The organism is Prauserella marina, from assembly GCF_002240355.1.
In the GTDB taxonomy this organism is placed as follows: domain Bacteria; phylum Actinomycetota; class Actinomycetes; order Mycobacteriales; family Pseudonocardiaceae; genus Prauserella_A; species Prauserella_A marina.
In genome coordinates this window covers 4249897-4266901 of record NZ_CP016353.1, presented here as the reverse complement: position 1 = coordinate 4266901, position 17005 = coordinate 4249897, and the positions used below count along the sequence as shown (strand labels likewise).

The window sequence follows — 17005 nt, the reverse complement described above, 5'->3', positions numbered from 1 at the left end:
GGCACCTCCGGTGAGCGCGCTCGGGAGTTCATGGAGGCCGCGCTCGCGCTGAGCGAGACGGTCAGGGGCAGCACGAGCCCGAACCCTCCCGTCGGGGCGGTCGTCGTCGACCGTGAGGGCCGGATCGTCGGCAGGGGAGCCACCCAGCCGCCGCCGGGTCCGCACGCCGAGGTCATGGCCTTGCGGGAGGCGGGTGACCTGGCCCGCGGCGCGACCGCGTTCGTGACGCTGGAACCCTGTTCCCACTACGGCAGGACTCCGCCCTGCACTGAGGCGCTGCTGGCCGCTGGAGTGTCCTCGGTGAGGTTCGCGGTGGCCGACCCTCACCCCGTTGCGGCTGGTGGCGGACGGGTGCTCGCCGAGGCCGGGGTCGAGGTCGAGAGCGGCCTGCTCGCCGACGAGGTCGCGAGCGGACCGCTCGGCGCGTGGCTGCACTTCGCCCGTACCGGAAGGCCAAGGGTGACCTGGAAGTACGCGGCGAGCCTCGACGGAAGGAGCGCGGCGGCCGACGGATCGAGCCGCTGGATTTCCGGCCCGGTCTCCCGCGCCGAGGTGCACGCCATGAGGGCCGGGGCCGACGCGATCGTCGTCGGTACCGGCACCGTGCTCGCCGACGATCCGTGGCTGACCGTGCGTGACGGGCGCGGCGAGCCGGCCGCTCGCCAGCCGCTGCGGGTGGTGGTCGGCACAACCGGCATACCGAGCGGTGCCCGCGTGTTGGACACAGCGGCGGAGACGGTGCACCTGCGTACCCGCGATCCGGTCGAGGTCGTGGCCGCGCTCGCCGAACGCGGTGTCGTGGACGTGCTGCTGGAGGGCGGCCCCACGCTGGCTGGGGCGTTCGTCCGAGCCGGAAGGGTGGACCGGCTCATCGGATTCGTCGCGCCGGTGCTGCTCGGCGACGGCCTGGCGGCGCTGGGGGAGGCGGGAGTGTCGACCATCACCGAAGCACACCGCTGGCGGGTAGAAGGGGTCACCATGAGCGGGGACGACGTGCGGATCGCCGCCGTTCCGGCCACAGGCGAGGAGGGCAGCTAGTTGTTCACCGGCATTGTCGAGGAGCTCGGCGAGATCACCGGCGTCGAGCGGTTACCCGACGGGGCCCGGCTCACGGTACGAGGTCCGCTGGTCACCACCGATGCCAAGCACGGCGACTCGATCGCGGTGAGCGGCGTGTGCCTGACGGTCGTCGACGTCGACGGCGAGAGCTTCACCGTCGACGTGGTGCACGAAACGCTGCGCCGGTCGAGCCTGAGCAAGGCCGAGCGGGGGAAAACGGTCAACCTTGAGCGCGCGATGGCCGCCGACGGCCGGTTCGGCGGGCACGTCATGCAGGGCCACGTCGACGGAACCGGGGTCTTCCTTTCCAAGGATTCCGATGGGCTCACTCACTTCGCGTTTCCGCCGACACTGGGCAGGTACGTGGTGGAAAAGGGCTCGATCGCGGTCGACGGGGTGTCGCTGACGGTCGCGGGCATCGACAAGGAGGAGTTCTCCATCGCGCTCATCCCGACGACGCTCGCGCTGACGACGCTTGGCCGGACCGAGCCGGGGGATCTGGTCAACATCGAGGTCGACGTGCTCGCGAAGTACGTCGAGAAACTGGCCGCTGTCCACCTTCCTGGCACCGCGGTGGAGAATGGTGAGGGCAAGGAGGACGCGTGACGATGACAGAGTCAGGGCCGTCGTTGGACATCGAGACCATCGAACTGGCCATCCAGGACATCGCGAACGGTCGCGCCGTCGTCGTCGTGGACGACGAGGACAGGGAGAACGAGGGCGACCTGATCTTCGCCGCCGAGAAGGCGACTCCCGAACTGCTCGCCTTCATGGTGCGCTACACCTCCGGCTACATTTGCGTCCCGCTGACCGAGCAGGACTGTGACCGGCTCGACCTGCCGCCCATGTACCACACCAACCAGGACATGCGGGGTACCGCTTACACGGTCACCGTCGACGCCGCCGAGGGGATCAGCACCGGGATCTCGGCCGCCGACCGCAGCCACACGATCCGGTTGCTTGCCGATGGAGCGTCGGCTCCCTCCGACTTCCGCAGGCCGGGCCACGTCGTTCCGCTGCGGGCCAAGGAAGGCGGCGTGCTGCGCAGGCCGGGGCACACCGAGGCGGCCGTGGACCTGGCGAGGATGGCGGGGCTCGCGCCTGCCGGGGTGCTGTGCGAGATCGTCTCCCAGAAGAACGAGGGCGACATGGCCCGCCGCGACGAGCTGGAGGTGTTCGCGGCCGACCACGACCTGCGCCTGATCACGATCGCCGACCTCATCGCCTACCGCAGGCGCAAGGAGAAGCAGGTCGAGCGGGTCGCGGAGGCTCGTATCCCGCTCGCGGCCGGCACGTTCCGCGCCATCGGCTACGACAGCCTGCTCGACGGCATCGAGCACGTCGCCTTCGTGTGCGGCGAGGTGGGCGACGGCGAGGACATTCTCGTTCGGGTCCACTCCGAATGTCTCACCGGCGACGTGTTCGGCTCGCTTCGCTGTGACTGCGGACCCCAGCTTGAGGCCGCGCTGGAGACGGTGGCCAAGGAAGGCCGGGGCGTCGTGCTCTACATCAGGGGTCACGAGGGCAGGGGCATCGGCCTGCTGCACAAGCTCCAGGCTTACCAATTGCAGGACGCCGGTGCCGACACCGTGGACGCGAACCTGGCGCTCGGCGTTCCTGCCGACGCCCGCGACTACGGCACCGGCGCGCAGATTCTGTGCGATCTGGGCGTGAAGTCGATGCGGCTGCTGACCAACAACCCGGCCAAGCGAGTCGGCCTCGAAGGCTACGGGCTCACCGTGAAGGGGCGGGTCGCGTTGCCGATCTCGCCGAACCCGGAGAATCTGCGTTACCTGCGCACCAAGCGCGACCGCATGGGGCACGAACTGGCCCAGCTCGACCAGCTTGAGCAGCTGGGCGAAGGGACGGGCGACGCCCGCAATGGAGGAGGCACGCAGTGAGTGGCGAGGGCCGGCCGGACGAGGCGGGGCTGGAACTGGGCGAGTGTGAGAACCTGCGGCTCGCGATCGTCGTGACCCGCTGGCATCCCACCATCACCGACAGCCTGCTCGCCAGCGCGCTGAAGGCGGCGAGCGAGGTGAAGCTCGCCGACGAACCCACCGTGGTGAGGGTCGCCGGTGCCGTCGAGCTGCCGGTCGTGGCACAGTCGCTGGCCCGCGACCACGACGCCGTCGTCGCGCTCGGGGTCGTCATCAGGGGCGGGACCCCGCATTTCGAGTACGTGTGCGACGCGGTGACAGCTGGGCTGACCAGGGTCGCGCTCGACGAGAGCACCCCGGTCGGCAACGGGGTGCTCACCTGTGACACCGAGCAGCAGGCCCTCGACAGGGCCGGGCTGCCGGATTCGGCGGAGGACAAGGGCAGGGAGGCGACCGTGGCCGCCCTGACGACGGCAGGGGTGCTGCGAGGGTTGCGGCAACCGAGGACCGAACGGGGTTTCGGGTGAGTGTTGTGTCCGGCGAAGCGAAGCGCGTGAGCGAGACAGGCGAGGTTTTCGTCGTCAGGCCCGTGCGGGCGGCATGGATGTCCAGTGTGCTCGCGCTGGTGCTGGTCGTGGTGTTCACGGTCGTCGCGGTGCTGCTGCGCAGCTCGGACACCGGCGTGATCTTCCAGACCAGCGACCAGGTGGCGATGATCGGCGTCGGGCTGTTGCTCGGCGCGGGCGCGATGCTGTTCGCGACGCCGAGGGTGCGGGCGGACGAGTCCGGTATCCGGGTGCGCAACGTGCTGGTCGGCAGGTATTTCTCGTGGGAAGAGGTGCTGTCGGTCAGCTTCCCCGACGGCGCCTCGTTCGCCAGGCTCGAACTGCCCGACGACGAGTACTACTCGCTGCTGGCCGTGCAGTCGGTCGACCGCGCTCGTGCGGTCGAGGCGGTGCGCTCGCTGCGCAAGCTGCACAAGCTGGCGCGCGGCGAGTAGCCCGAACGGGGCTCAGTTCGCGAGGTCGACGACGACGGGAGCGTGGTCGGAGGCGCCCTTGCCCTTGCGTTCCTCGCGGTCGACGTAGGCGTCGGTGACGGCGGCGGCGAACGCGGAGTCGGCGTAGACCAGATCGATGCGCATGCCGTTGTTCTTGGGGAAGGCGAGCTGCCGGTAGTCCCAGTAGGTGTAGGGCCGGTCGTATTTGAGCGCCCTCGGCGGCACGTCGCTCAGGCCCGCGTCCCTCAGCGTCGCCAGCGCTTTGCGCTCCGGCTCGGTGACGTGGGTCGATTCGGTGAACAGCGAGATGTCCCATACGTCGTCGTCGGTCGGCGCGATGTTGAAGTCCCCGAGTATGGCGAACGGCCGGTCGCCGGTCGATTCGGCGAGCACGGTGGCGCGCAGCGCGTCGAGCCAGGCGAGCTTGTAGGCGTAGTGGGGGTGGCCGGGGTCCCTTCCGTTGGGGACGTACAGCGACCACAGCCTGACTCCGCCGCAGGTCGCGCCGATCGCGCGCGGCTGGTGTGCCTGTTCGTATGCCGGTTCGCCGACGAGGCCGCGGGTGACGTCGGCGATGCCGACGCGGGAGAGCACGGCGACGCCGTTCCACCTTCCCGTTCCGTAGGTCGCCGCCTGGTAGCCGAGTTCGGCGATCTCGGCGTGCGGGAACGCGTCGTCGGCGCACTTGAGTTCTTGCAGGCACAGCACGTCCGGCTGGGCCGAGGCGAGCCAGGCCAGCAGCCGGGGCAGCCGGGCGCCGACCGAGTTGACGTTCCAGGTGGCGATGCGCATGGGGAGACCATGACACACCAGACTGTCGTATAACGTCCTATACGGCTCGGGTTTGGTGAGTCCTCTGGCCGGAGCGGGCCGTTCGTTCCCGGCGTGATCGGCCACCTGGCCCCACTGTCGGGGGTGAGCCATAGGCTGGGAGGGTGGCTGACCCCTCGACCTACCGCCCCTCGCCGGGCAGCATCCCCGACGCGCCCGGCGTGTACAAGTTCCGTGATGCCACCAGGCGGGTCATCTACGTCGGCAAGGCGAAGACCCTGCGGGCGAGGCTGAACTCGTATTTCGCCGACTTGAGCGGGCTTCACCCGCGAACGCGGCAGATGGTGACGACGGCCGCGAGTGTCGAGTGGACGGTCGTCGGCACCGAAGTCGAGGCGCTGCAACTGGAATACAACTGGATCAAGGAGTTCGATCCGCGGTTCAACGTCCGTTACCGCGACGACAAGTCCTATCCGGTGCTGGCGGTGACCCTCAACGAGGAGTTTCCGAGGCTGCACGTCTACCGAGGCCCCCGCAGGAAAGGGGTCCGGTATTTCGGGCCGTACGCCCACGCGTGGGCCATCCGCGAAACCCTCGATCTGCTGCTGAGGGTGTTCCCGGCGAGAACGTGTTCGACGGGCGTTTTCCGCAGGCACGGGCAAATCGGGAGGCCCTGCCTGCTCGGCTACATCGACAAGTGCTCGGCGCCGTGCGTGGGCAGGGTGTCGGCCGAGGAGCACCGCGAGATCGTCGAGGACTTCTGCGACTTCCTCGCCGGCCGCACCGACCTCATGATGCGCAGGCTGGAAAAGGAGATGGCGGCGGCGTCGCAGTCGCTGGAGTTCGAGCGGGCCGCGCGGCTGCGCGACGATCTCGGAGCGTTGCGCAGGGCCATGGAGAAGCAGGCCGTCGTGTTCGGCGACGGTACCGACGCCGACGTGATCGCCTTCGCCCACGACGACCTCGAAGCCGCCGTGCAGGTGTTCCACGTGCGCGGCGGCAGGGTCAGGGGCCAGCGCGGCTGGGTGATCGACAAGGTCGAGGACATGGACGTGCGGGCGCTGGTCGCCCAATTCCTCAGCCAGTTCTACGCCGAGCAGGCCGACCTGGCCGAGCAGGCGCCGGGTGGTGGTTCGCCGGTGCCGCGCGAGGTGCTGGTCCCCGAGCTGCCGCCGGACGCCGACGCGCTCACCGAATGGCTGTCGGAGCTGCGCGGGGCGAAGGTGCGGCTGCGCGTCGCGCAGCGCGGGGACAAGAGGGCGCTCGCGGAGACGGTGGCCCGCAACGCGAAAGAGGCGTTCGCTCAGCACAAGCTGCGCAGGGCAGGTGACCTGACGGCCCGTTCGGCCGCGCTGGCCGAGCTACAGGAGTATCTGGGGCTTGATTCCGCCCCGCTGCGCATCGAATGCGTCGACATCAGTCACATCAGTGGCAGCGACGTCGTCGCCTCCCTCGTCGTGTTCGAGGACGGTGTCGCGCGCAAGTCGGAGTACCGGCGCTTCGCGTTGCGGGAGGCGGCCACCGAGGGCGACGTCGCCGCGATCGCCGAGGTCGTCCGCCGCCGGTTTTCCCGCTATCTCAAGGAAACCGCGCCGGAGTCGGCCGAGCAGGCCGACGTCCCAGAGGAGATGCCTGACCAGCGGCCAGGTATCGACCCGGAAACCGGGAAGCCGCGTAAGTTCGCCTACCCGCCCAACCTGCTGGTCGTCGACGGCGCGGGTCCGCAGGCGACCGCCGCGGCCGACGTGCTCGCCGACCTCGGCGTCACCGACGTCGCGGTGGTGGGACTGGCCAAGCGGCTCGAAGAGGTGTGGCTGCCCGTCGACCCGGACCCGGTCATCCTGCCCCGCACCTCCGACGCGCTGTACCTTCTGCAACGGGTACGCGACGAGGCGCACCGGTTCGCCATCCAGTACCACCGGCAGAAACGGTCGAAGCGGGTGCAGGCGTCCGCGCTGGACGGGGTTCCGGGGCTTGGTCAGGCTCGCAAGACCGCGCTGATCAAGCACTTCGGTTCGGTGAAGCGGCTCAAGCAGGCGAGCGTGGACGAGATCTCGGCCGTGCCGGGGTTCGGCAAGCGCACGGCGGAGGCGGTGCATGCCGCGCTCGGCGGGGGCAACAGTGAGAAACGAGGGGAGTCACGGGAGTGACCGAGGAAGAAGCCAGGACAGGCATGGAGGTCGCCGTCGTCAGCGGCCTTTCAGGGGCGGGACGCAGCACGGCGGCGAAATGCCTTGAGGATCTCGGCTGGTTCGTCGTCGACAACCTGCCGCCGGAGCTGATCTCGACGATGGTCGAGCTGGGGGCGCAGGCGCAGGGCGCGATCACGAGGGTCGCTGTCGTCATGGACGTGCGTTCGCGCGCCTTCACCGACGACCTGGCCTCGGTGATCAAGGACCTGGACGCGCGCGGCTACAAGCCGAGGGTGCTGTTCCTCGAAGCGACTGACCCGGTGCTGATCCGCAGGTTCGAGCAGGTGCGGCGCACTCACCCCATGCAGGGGGACGGGCGGCTGGTCGACGGCATCACCTCGGAGCGGGCGCTACTGGCCTCGCTGCGTGAGGAAGCCGACCTCGTGCTCGACACCTCGGCGCTGTCGGTCCACGACCTTCGCGCGAAAATCGAGGACGCGTTCGGCTCGGAGGCCAGCGCGCAGACGAGGGTCACGGTGCTGTCGTTCGGATACAAGTACGGTCTCCCCATGGATTCCGACCTCGTGATGGACGTGCGATTCCTGCCCAACCCGTTCTGGATTCCGGAGTTGCGCGACCACAGCGGCCTCGATGGCGACGTGCGCAACTACGTGCTGACCCAGGAGGGCGCCGAGGAGTTTCTTGAGCGCTACCAGGAATTGCTGCGCCTGATCGGCGCGGGATATCGCAGGGAGGGCAAGCGTTACCTGACCCTCGCGGTCGGCTGCACCGGAGGGAAACACCGCAGTGTGGCCATTTCCGAAGAGCTGGCGGCCCGATTGTCCAAAGAGGATGGTATGGCTGTGAAGGTGGTGCACAGGGACCTGGGCAGGGAGTGAGTCGCGCGATGCGGGCGGTCGCCCTCGGAGGCGGGCACGGGCTGCACGCGACGCTCACCGCGTTGCGGCGGATCACCGCCGAGGTGACCGCGGTGGTGACCGTCGCCGACGACGGTGGTTCTTCCGGCCGGCTGCGCCGTGAGCTGGGCCTGTTGCCGCCGGGGGATCTGCGCCAGGCGCTGGCCGCGCTCGCGGCGGCCGAGGATGGCGGCACGCTGTGGGCGGAGGTGTTCCAGCACCGCTTCGGCGGCACGGGGGCGCTCACCGGGCACGCGGTGGGGAATCTGTTGCTGGCGGGGCTGTTCGAGGTACTCGGCGATCCGGTGGCCGGACTTGACGAGGCGGCGAGGCTGCTGGGCATCACGGGCAGGGTGCTGCCGATGTCGACGGAGCCGCTGGAGATCGAGGCCGAGGTGACCGGTCTTGAGAATGGGAAGGTCAGCCGGATTCACGGACAGGTCGCCGTCGCCAGCACCCCGGGGCAGGTTCGCCGTATCACGTTGCGGTCGCCCGCCCGCGCGGGGCAGCCGCCGCGTGCGTGCGCGGACGCGGTCGACGCCGTCCTGTCAGCCGATGTGGTGTTTCTCGGGCCCGGATCGTGGTTCACGAGCGTGCTTCCGCACCTGCTGGTTCCCGGACTGGCCGACGCGCTCGTGCGTACGGCGGCGACGAAGGTCGTGATCCTCAATCTTGTCCCTCAGCCGGGTGAGACGGCTGGTTTCTCACCCGAACGGCACCTGGACGTACTCTTCGAGCACGCTCCCCAGCTCAGGGTCGACGCCGTGATCGCGGATCGCGATTCCGTGCCGACGCCCGCGAGACTGCGCCGTGCCGCGGCGGAACTGGGTGGGCGGGCGCATCTGGCTACGATCGCCGACCCCGGCGTGGCGGGGCGGCACGATCCGGATGCCCTTGCCGGCTGTGTGCGAGAAGCTCTCGGTCTGACCGAGAGCGACAGGGAGGGGAACCAATGGCCATGACCTCAGCGGTCAAGGACGAGCTGAGCAGGCTGGAGATCACGAAGGTCGGGCCTCGGCGGTCCGAGGTGTCGTCGATGCTGCGCTTCGCGGGAGGACTGCACATCGTCGGCGGCAGGGTCGTCGTCGAGGCGGAACTGGACACCGGCTCGGTGGCGCGCAGGCTGCGCAAGGAGATCTACGACCTGTACGGGCACTCCTCCGACGTGCACATGATCACCTCGGGCGGGCTTCGCAAGGGCACTCGCTACGTGGTGAGGGTGGTCAAGGACGGTGAGGGGCTCGCCCGGCAGACCGGTCTCATCGATCAGCGGGGCAGGCCGGTGCGTGGCCTTCCGGCCGCTGTCGTTTCCGGTGGCCTCGCCGACGCCGAGGCGGCGTGGCGGGGGGCTTTCCTCGCGCACGGTTCGCTGACCGAGCCGGGGCGTTCGTCGTCGCTGGAGGTGACCTGCCCCGGTCCGGAGGCCGCGCTGGCGCTGGTGGGGGCGGCCCGCAGGCTCGGGATCCAGGCGAAGTCGCGCGAGGTGCGAGGAGCGGACCGGGTCGTGGTGCGCGACGGCGACGCCATCGGCGCGCTGCTGACCCGGCTCGGTGCCCACGAGAGCGTCATGGCGTGGGAAGAGCGCCGGATGCGCCGCGAGGTGCGGGCGACGGCCAACCGGCTCGCCAACTTCGACGACGCGAACCTGCGCCGCTCGGCGCGGGCGGCGGTCGCCGCGGCGGCGAGGGTCGAGCGGGCCATGGAGATCCTTGGTGACACCGCTCCCGATCACCTGCTCGCCGCCGGCAAGCTGCGGCTGACCAACCGCCAGGCTTCGCTTGAGGAGCTCGGCCAGATCTCCGATCCGCCGATGACGAAGGACGCGGTCGCGGGGCGGATCCGCAGACTGCTCGCCATGGCCGACAAGCGGGCGAAGGACCTGGGCCTTCCCGATACGGAGTCGGCCGTCACCGCGGACATGCTCGAAGAGGAAGTCTGACCGCGTGGTACCGGGCGGGGCTCCGCTCGCCCCCAGTGGCCCGGTGAGCGGAGACCGCCGGGCCAGCGGAGGGGCGGGGCGGTCAGTCGGCCAGTTCGGCGTGGGCGACGACCTTCGTGATCCTCGCCCTGACGAGAAGTTCGCCCGCGACGGCGTTGCGCTTGCCGAACACCTCGGCGTTGTCCTCGCCCATGTACCTTCCGCCGATCGCGGTTGCCCACGGCAGCATCTCGTCCACGTCCTCCGACAGGGTGGCTTCGGCCGTGAACTGCACGTAGGAGTAGGGCGGGGTCTGGTTGTCGACGGCGAAGGAAATGCGGGGGTCTCGCCGCAGGGCCTTGCCCTTCACGGTGTCCGCGCCGGTGTTGAAGATGATCTCGTCGCCGTCCGGTCCCTCGTTGAGCACGAACCACACCGGGGTGACGTGCGGGGAACCGTCGGCCCGCACGACGCCCAGCTTGCCGGTCAGCGTCCCGGAACCGGCGAAGGACCACCATTCGTCTCGCGTCATCTCATGCATGATCGGCACGCTACCGGCCTTGCCGCGCGCCTACCGGGTACGGCCGACTAACCTTGCGCGCTGTGCGAGTAGACGACCGTGGTGGCCTGGCCGACCCCGACGAGGGGCTTGCCCGCAGGCTGAAGGCTCTCGCCTGCACGGCGCCGCTGCACGACCTCGACGCGAGGAAGGGCAAGCTGGACTGGGCTGAGGCGACGATCTACCAGATGGCGGAGATCGCGCTGCACACGATCGATCAGGTCACCATCGCGATGGACTTCGACACCGGCGCCGATCACCAGCAGGTGGTGAACCGGCTGTTGCCGTTCATCGCGGCGCAGGCGCCGAATCGCACGGTCATCGAGCACACGCAGGTCGCCAAATGGGTGCTCGACAACCTGATCAACGTCGGCACCACCGACCGGGGTTTCCGCAGGGTGTACGGCGCGGTCGACGCCGACGGCCGGTACCGGCGGCGGACCTTCGACTTCAAGCTGCTCGTCGAGTTGGCCGCGCCACACGGCGAGGTGTACCTGCGCGCCACGGACGAGGCCATCAACGTGCTGGTCGGAGCCTTGGACACGGATGTCGAATCCGCCCAGATCGCCGCCGAGGTGAAGCTGGAGAACCTGATCAGCAGGGGCCGGCTCGCCGACGCGAAGCTGGCCGCCGAGCAGGCCAGGTACCGCACGGTGCAGTACGGGGAGACGTTGCGCGCCAAGCTCGACGCGACCAGAAGGGACGTGCGGTCGGTCGACTGGGAGCGTGAGGTACCCGAGCTGCTGGACTCGGCGCTGTCGCACATCGAGTCCCGGTTCAGGTCGGAGACCGCGATCCTGAAGAACATCACCGCCGCGAGGGACGAGGCGGAGGATCCCGATCACAAGCGCAGGGCCGCCGAGCTCGTCGACATCGTGGGTGACTGCATCAGGCGGCACACCCAGCTCCAGTCGAGGTTGCAGGCCGCGGGCGCGGTGTTCCGCGCCGAACAGGACCGGCAGCAGTTCTCCGGGCCGCCGCAGCGGGCCGCGATCGACCTCTTCGGCCAGCTGCTGACCCCGGCGCTGGAGTTGCCGCTCGCCGACGCGGGCCCGCCGACGCGGGCGTTCTTCCACGCGGTCACCGGGATCGCGGTGCCCGTCGTGCCCTCGTTGCCTTCGCTGGTGTCGCTGCTGCTGCGGCCCGTTCCCGAGCGGGACCAGGTGGTCGGCGAGGTGCCGGAGCCGGAGCTGATGCCCGCCGAGGACACCGACAGCTACAGCGACGAGCAGTGGCGGATCGCCGACGAACTGCTCGACTTGCCAGAGGTACCGAGAAGGTTGTCGGGGCTGCTGGCCGAGGCCAGGCAGAGCGACCCAGGCGTGGCGAGGCTCGTGGCGTTGCGGGCACTGCACGCCTACGGTCCCGAGGTGGGTGCCGCGCTGCGGCAGGCGCAACACCGGGTCCTCGTCGCCTTCGACGACGGGACGCAGCTGGCCGACCCCGAGTTCGGTGGTGCCGATCTGCTGCTGATGGCGGCGGGCGTCCGCCAGCTGGAAAGCACTACGGAGGAGGTCGCGTGAGCGTCGCGCACAGTTCGGCCGACGCGGAAGCGGCGGCGAGGCTCATCTCGTTCGGGATGCGCCCGAAACTCCTTCCCGGCAGGGACGTCGTCTACGGCGAGCTCGTGCGCAGGTACGGGGAGGACAGTGCGTTCAAGCAGTTGACGCACGCGGTCGCGGCCGGGCTGGGGTTGCTGGTGCTGGAGGTCAGCGCACAGGCGGGCGCCGTGCTGGCCGCGACCGACGAGTCGATCTTCGAGATCAAGATGGACAGCTATGCGAGGCAGAGCAAGATCAGGGAGCGGCGCGACACCGAGAAGGTGCTGCACGGGCTGATCCATCTCGCCACCGCGGCGCTGGGGTATCCGAGGCCGGACGACCTCGCCAACGACACCTACATCGGCAGGGTCAGCGTCGAGCAGGTGGACGGAGTGGTCAGGGAGGCGTGCCGCATCCTGGACGAGCGGGCGGCGGGCGCCGAGACCAACAGCGACCCGCTCGCCGACGCGCCGGAACTCGAACAGGCGTGGCGAGCCTACGCCCGCAGACCGGCCGCCGCTGCGACGAAGGACGGAAGGCTGGCCTCGGACACGACGAGGGGCATGGTGGCAAGGGCGCTGCGGTTCCTCGCCGAGCAGGGGTTTCTTGTGCAGGTCAGTGCCGAGCAGGGCGGCACGTACCGGACGACGCCGCGCTACCAGGTGCAGGTGAGGGAACTGGCCGCGGACGCGGCGTTCGACGAGCTGCTGGCGCTGGGCGTGGTGTCCGTCGGCGGCGGGTCGGGCACGTTGCGCGCGGCCGCGTCGGACACGTTGTAGGGGAGCGGGATGTACGAACTGTCGCGGGTGCGGCTGCACTCCGTTGGGCCCTCTGGCGCGCGTTACCAGGACGTGGTGCTGGACTTCAGCGGCGTCGGCCCCCTGGTGACGGCACCCAAGCAGGACACGCTGTTCGGTGCGGGTGTCCATCCGGCCGAGTCCTCGCTGCCAAGGCGGCCATCCCCGGCGAGCGTGCTGTTCCTGGAGAACGGCGGCGGCAAATCGGTGCTCATCAAGCTGATCTTCTCGGTGATGCTGCCGGGAAGGCGGCAGGTCGTCGGCACCACCAACACGCGAGTGCTGGAGAAGTTCGTGGGCGGCAAGGACGTCGCGCACGTCGTGCTGGAGTGGCAGCACACCGAGACGGGCGAGCGGATCATCACCGGCAAGGTCTCCGAGTGGAGGGGACACGTCGCTTCCTCGGATCCGGCAAACCTGATCGACTCCTGGTACTGCTTCCGGCCGAGCACGTCCGTCGGGCTGGAGACGCTTCCGCTGACCCAGGACGGCAAGCTGCTGACGATGTCGGGCTTCCACGAACAGCTCGGCAAGACGCATGCCGAGATTCCCGAGCTTGAGCTGTTCTGGACGCGAAGGCAGCACGAGTGGACCGAACGGCTCGACCAGCTCGGGCTGGACACCGAGTTGTTCCGGTATCAGCGCGCCATGAACGCGGGGGAGGGCGAGGCCGCCGACGCGTTCGCGTTCAACACCGACGGTGCCTTCGTGGAGTTCCTGCTCAAGGCCGTTGTCACGGAGGAGGAGCCGAAGGACCTCGCCGAGGTGGTCGCCACCTACGCCGACAACCTGGCGCAGCGTGGCGAATTGCTCGACGAGCGCGATTTCGTCGAGGGCGCGCTCGAATTGCTGGGCCCGTTGTCCGACGAGGAACGGCTCGCGGCGGCGAACCGGAAGCTCGCGGGGGTTGCCAGGGACGAGCTGGCCGCGTTCGCGAGTGAGATCGCGGCCCGCGACCGGATCGAGAACGAACGGCTCGGCGGACTGGCCGCGCACGTCGAGGAGGTCGCTGGCGCCGAAAAGCTCGCGGAGGGCGATCACCGCAGGCTGACCGCGGTACTCACCGAACTGCGCAGGACGGTCGCGAGTCTCCAGCTCGATTCGGCGCTTGAGGCGAAGGACCGGGTCGAGGAGGAGCTGGCCGAGGCCAAGACAACGGCTGAGGCGTGGCGAGAGACCACGACCGTGCTCAACCAGCTCAACGCGGCGCGAAGGGCCCGCGACATCCGCGAGCTGGTCGGTACGAGGGAACAGAAGGCGCAACCCGCGCTGGAGGCCAAGAACGCGGCGGCCTCCGCGCTGGCGAGGGGATTGCTCGCGCTGGCGAAGCAGGCACAGGACCAGGGCGACGCCGCCGACAAGGCGGCACACGAACTGAGGGCCGATGCCGAAAAGGCCCAGCAGGAGCGCGACGAGGCGACGAGCACCGCCGCGGTGAGGAAAGCCGAGGCGGAAGGGCTCACAGCGCGGGTCGCCGAGGTGCGGGCCGAGGTGGCCGTCGCGGCAAGGGACGGCCTGCTCGCCACGGGAAGTGACGTGGCCGAGGCGGCGAGGCTGGCCGCGTCCGGCAGGGAGACGGCCGGGGGTGAGCTGGCGAGGGCCGAGGCCGAACTGGAGCGGGTCGCCGCGGAAATCGGTGCGGCGCAGGGCACGCTGACCTCGGCACATCGTGCCGCTTCTTCCGCGCACGACAGGGCGGAACGGGTTTCCGAGGAGCTGGCGAAAGCCCACCGGCGCGGCGACGCGCTGGCTGCCGAGCCGAGGCTCGGTGAACTGCTCGGCACCGAGGACGTCGCGCTCGAAACCGATGTCCCCGCTTTGCTTGACCGGCTCGCTCAGGCGCGGGCGGGCGCGGAGAGCGAACAGACCACGCTGCGCATCGAGGACTCGGCCGACGAACGCGCGCTCGCCGCGCTCGGTTCGGGCGGCCTGCTGCCGCCGCCAGAGGAGGTACAGGCCGCGCTCGACGCGCTGGAGGAAGCGGGAATCACCGCGTGGTCCGGTTGGCGCTATCTGTCCAAACTGGATTCGTCGGCGAGGGACGACGCGTTGCGCAGGGCGCCGCAGCTCGTCACGGGCGTGCTGCTCAACGAGAGCGGGCAGCTCGCGAGGGCACGTGAGGTGCTGACCGGGCTTCGGTTGTTGCCGAGCGCGGCCATCGCGGTGGGCACCACGGCCGCGCTCGCCGACGAGGCGCTGGCCACCGTGCCCGGCGTGGATTTCCTCGTTCCGCCCAACCCGGCCATGTACGACGAGCAGGCCGCCGACACCGAGCGGGATGCCATCGCGGCGCGGCAGCGGGACCGCAGGGCGAGGCTCGCCGCGCTGGAGCAGGCCGCTGGAGCCGACGCCGCGCTGTACTGGAAGCTGACCTCGTGGCGGGAGGACTACCCGCCTGGCGCGATGGGGCTGCTCGCCGAGGAGGCGCACACGGCGGCGACCGCGCGGGACGCCGCGATGGCCGAGGCTGAGGAGGCCGAGACGACGCTGACGAGGCTGGTTTCCTCCCGCGACGGTCTCGCCGAGAAGATTCCTTTCCTGCGCACGGCGGTGCGCGACAACGAGGACAAGGCGCGCAGGCTCGACGAACTCGCGACGAAAGCCCTCCGAATTCCACAGTGGACGGAAGAGGCGGAGCGGGCGGCCGAGATCGCGGAACGGGCGGAAGCCAGAGCGCTGGAATCCGGTGCGACCGCCGCGAAACTGCGGGAGCGGGCCGCCGAGGAACAGCGCACGGCCGACGGGCACCGCAGGACGATGAGCACGGCGCGAGCCGAACTGGCAGAGGTACCGGGTGGCGGCTCGGTCTCCGGCGCCGATCCCGTTCCCGGTGAACCGGTCGACGCGCTGCGCAGGACGTTCGCCTCCGCGGCGGAGGCGTATGCGAAGGTCGAGGTCGGCAGCGACCTGCGAGCCGAACTAGAACAAGCGGAGAGCGCCGAAGCGGCGGCGAGGGCGGCGCTGGAGAACCTGGCCGGTGAGGTGCGGGCGCTCGCGGCCGACCTGCTGGAGACCCCAGACGGCTCCGACGCCTCCGCGCGCGCCGCCGCGCAGGCGAGGGCGGCGAGAACCCTCGCGGCACTTGAGGAAGAACGCGCCGAGGTGATCGGCCAGGTGGCGACCCGCAAGGCCGAGCTGAACCAGTTGCCGCAGCACAGCGGCCCGCTCGACACTTTCGAGAAACCACGCGACGTCGAGCACGGCCGAGAGCTGATCGACGCGGCGGCCGAGGAAGCCTCCGCGGCGGCGAGAACGTGGGAGGAACTGCACGAGCGGCGCGCGGCCGCACAGGCCACTTTGGACGCCGCGCAGCACTCCGCTTCGGGATTCCGGCTGCTCGCCGAAACGCTCGCCGCCTACGTTCCGCAGGGTGAGCCCGAACGGGTTTTCGAAGCCGACGTCGAAACGGCGAGGGCAAGGCACAGCGAACGCGGCGCTGCGCTGAACACGGCGACCGAGGCCGTCGACGCCGCCGAGAAACGGGTGCGCGCGGCGGCCGACGCGCTGGCGCACTACGCGACCGAAAAGCGATTCGAACGGCTCACGACCCCCGTCCGGCAGCAGGTCGTCTCCGTGCGAAGGGACAGCCTTCCCGAGCACGCCGACGAATGGGCCGCCGCGCTGCGGCCCCGGCTGCGCACCCTCACCGACGATCTCGCCCAGATCGACCGGCACCGCTCCGGCATCGTCACCCGCTTGCAGAGCCTCGTCGAGGGCGCGCTGCGGACCTTGCGTTCCGCGCAGCGCGTCTCGCGGCTTCCCGACGGGCTCGGCGAGTGGTCGGGGCAGGAGTTCCTCCGGATCCGGTTCACCGAACTTGAGGACAACGACCTCACCGAACGGCTCGGCGAGGTCGTCGACGAAGCGGCGGCGGGCAAGACCAGCGACGGAAGGGACGTCAAACGCGACGGCATGTCCCTGCTGCTGCGCGGAGTGCAATCCGCGGTGCCGAAGGGGTTCAGGGTGGACATGCTCAAACCCGATTCGGTACTGCGCACCGAACGGCAGCGTGTCTCGGAGATCCGCGACGTGTTCTCCGGAGGGCAGCAGCTCACCGCGGCCATCATCCTGTATTGCACGCTCGCGGCGCTGCGTGCGAACAACAGGGGCAAGATGCGCAACCGGCACTCAGGGGTGCTGTTCCTGGACAACCCGATCGGCAGGGCGTCGGCGGGGTACCTGCTGGAACTGCAACGTGCCGTCGCCGAGGCGCTGGGCGTGCAGTTGATCTACACGACGGGGTTGTTCGACGCGGGCGCGCTCAGCGAGTTCCCGCTCATCGTGCGCCTGCGCAACGATGCCGACCTGCGGGCAGGCCGCAAGTACCTTTCCGTCGACGCCACGATCCGCAAGCAACTGGAGGAACTGAACGAGCCGGACGGGGTGGCGAGGTTGTCCGCGACGAGGCTCTACGCGAAGGCGGAGAGCTGA

14 protein-coding genes are annotated in these 17005 nt (G+C 69.8%); 12 read left to right on the top strand and 2 right to left on the bottom strand.

What is annotated here, in order from left to right:
• The first annotated feature begins 30 nt into the window (after window positions 1-30).
• From ribD to BAY61_RS19960, 5 genes are all read left to right on the top strand, one after another.
• A complete protein-coding gene (ribD, locus tag BAY61_RS19980; RefSeq protein WP_091808489.1) occupies window positions 31-1038 on the top strand; it encodes a bifunctional diaminohydroxyphosphoribosylaminopyrimidine deaminase/5-amino-6-(5-phosphoribosylamino)uracil reductase RibD in 1008 nt (335 codons plus the stop codon).
• Window positions 1039-1665, top strand: coding sequence for a riboflavin synthase (locus tag BAY61_RS19975; protein ID WP_091808109.1), 627 nt, complete (start codon window positions 1039-1041; stop codon window positions 1663-1665).
• A gap of 2 nt (window positions 1666-1667) precedes the next feature.
• The gene (locus BAY61_RS19970; protein ID WP_091808111.1) at window positions 1668-2960 is read left to right on the top strand and encodes a bifunctional 3,4-dihydroxy-2-butanone-4-phosphate synthase/GTP cyclohydrolase II; all 1293 of its coding nucleotides are present in this window, start codon (window positions 1668-1670) and stop codon (window positions 2958-2960) included.
• Window positions 2957-3466 (top strand): 6,7-dimethyl-8-ribityllumazine synthase, encoded by a 510-nt coding sequence (gene ribH / locus BAY61_RS19965; protein WP_091808112.1) that lies wholly within the window; start codon window positions 2957-2959, stop codon window positions 3464-3466. The genes BAY61_RS19970 and ribH overlap by 4 nt, the downstream gene beginning before the upstream one ends.
• 77 nt (window positions 3467-3543) lie before the next feature.
• The gene (locus BAY61_RS19960; protein ID WP_091808490.1) at window positions 3544-3939 is read left to right on the top strand and encodes a PH domain-containing protein; all 396 of its coding nucleotides are present in this window, start codon (window positions 3544-3546) and stop codon (window positions 3937-3939) included.
• Between the two features lie 12 nt (window positions 3940-3951).
• On the opposite strand, the gene BAY61_RS19955 is transcribed toward BAY61_RS19960, so the two are convergent.
• Window positions 3952-4731: an exodeoxyribonuclease III gene (locus tag BAY61_RS19955; RefSeq protein WP_091808114.1), complete on the bottom strand. Its 780-nt coding sequence runs from the start codon at window positions 4729-4731 to the stop codon at window positions 3952-3954.
• A 143-nt stretch (window positions 4732-4874) separates the two neighbouring features.
• On the opposite strand from BAY61_RS19955, the gene uvrC reads away from it, so the two are divergent.
• The 4 genes from uvrC to whiA are packed head-to-tail and all read left to right on the top strand — an operon-like array spanning window position 4875 to window position 9698.
• A complete protein-coding gene (gene uvrC, locus BAY61_RS19950) occupies window positions 4875-6860 on the top strand; it encodes an excinuclease ABC subunit UvrC (RefSeq protein WP_091808115.1) in 1986 nt (661 codons plus the stop codon).
• Window positions 6861-6883: 23 nt separating this feature from the next.
• Window positions 6884-7741 (top strand): RNase adapter RapZ, encoded by an 858-nt coding sequence (gene rapZ, locus BAY61_RS19945; protein ID WP_091808492.1) that lies wholly within the window; start codon window positions 6884-6886, stop codon window positions 7739-7741.
• An 8-nt stretch (window positions 7742-7749) separates the two neighbouring features.
• Complete coding sequence (locus BAY61_RS19940; protein WP_091808117.1) at window positions 7750-8721, top strand: gluconeogenesis factor YvcK family protein; 972 nt, start codon at window positions 7750-7752, stop codon at window positions 8719-8721.
• A complete protein-coding gene (gene whiA, locus BAY61_RS19935) occupies window positions 8712-9698 on the top strand; it encodes a DNA-binding protein WhiA (protein ID WP_091808119.1) in 987 nt (328 codons plus the stop codon). Before BAY61_RS19940 ends, whiA begins: the two co-directional genes overlap by 10 nt.
• 82 nt (window positions 9699-9780) lie before the next feature.
• Here whiA and BAY61_RS19930 read toward each other — a convergent pair whose 3' ends face one another.
• Window positions 9781-10218 (bottom strand): PPOX class F420-dependent oxidoreductase, encoded by a 438-nt coding sequence (locus tag BAY61_RS19930; RefSeq protein ID WP_091808493.1) that lies wholly within the window; start codon window positions 10216-10218, stop codon window positions 9781-9783.
• A 62-nt stretch (window positions 10219-10280) separates the two neighbouring features.
• Between BAY61_RS19930 and BAY61_RS19925 the strand changes: the two genes are divergently transcribed.
• Genes BAY61_RS19925 through BAY61_RS19915 form a run of 3 tightly spaced genes read left to right on the top strand, consistent with a single transcriptional unit; the run spans window position 10281 to window position 17005 of the window.
• On the top strand, window positions 10281-11759 hold the full coding sequence (locus BAY61_RS19925) for a hypothetical protein (protein ID WP_091808120.1): 1479 nt from the start codon (window positions 10281-10283) through the stop codon (window positions 11757-11759).
• On the top strand, window positions 11756-12556 hold the full coding sequence (locus BAY61_RS19920) for a hypothetical protein (protein ID WP_091808122.1): 801 nt from the start codon (window positions 11756-11758) through the stop codon (window positions 12554-12556). Before BAY61_RS19925 ends, BAY61_RS19920 begins: the two co-directional genes overlap by 4 nt.
• 9 nt (window positions 12557-12565) lie before the next feature.
• Window positions 12566-17005 carry a coiled-coil domain-containing protein gene (locus BAY61_RS19915; RefSeq protein ID WP_091808123.1) on the top strand — a complete coding sequence of 1480 codons (4440 nt, stop codon included), beginning with the start codon at window positions 12566-12568 and terminating at the stop codon, window positions 17003-17005.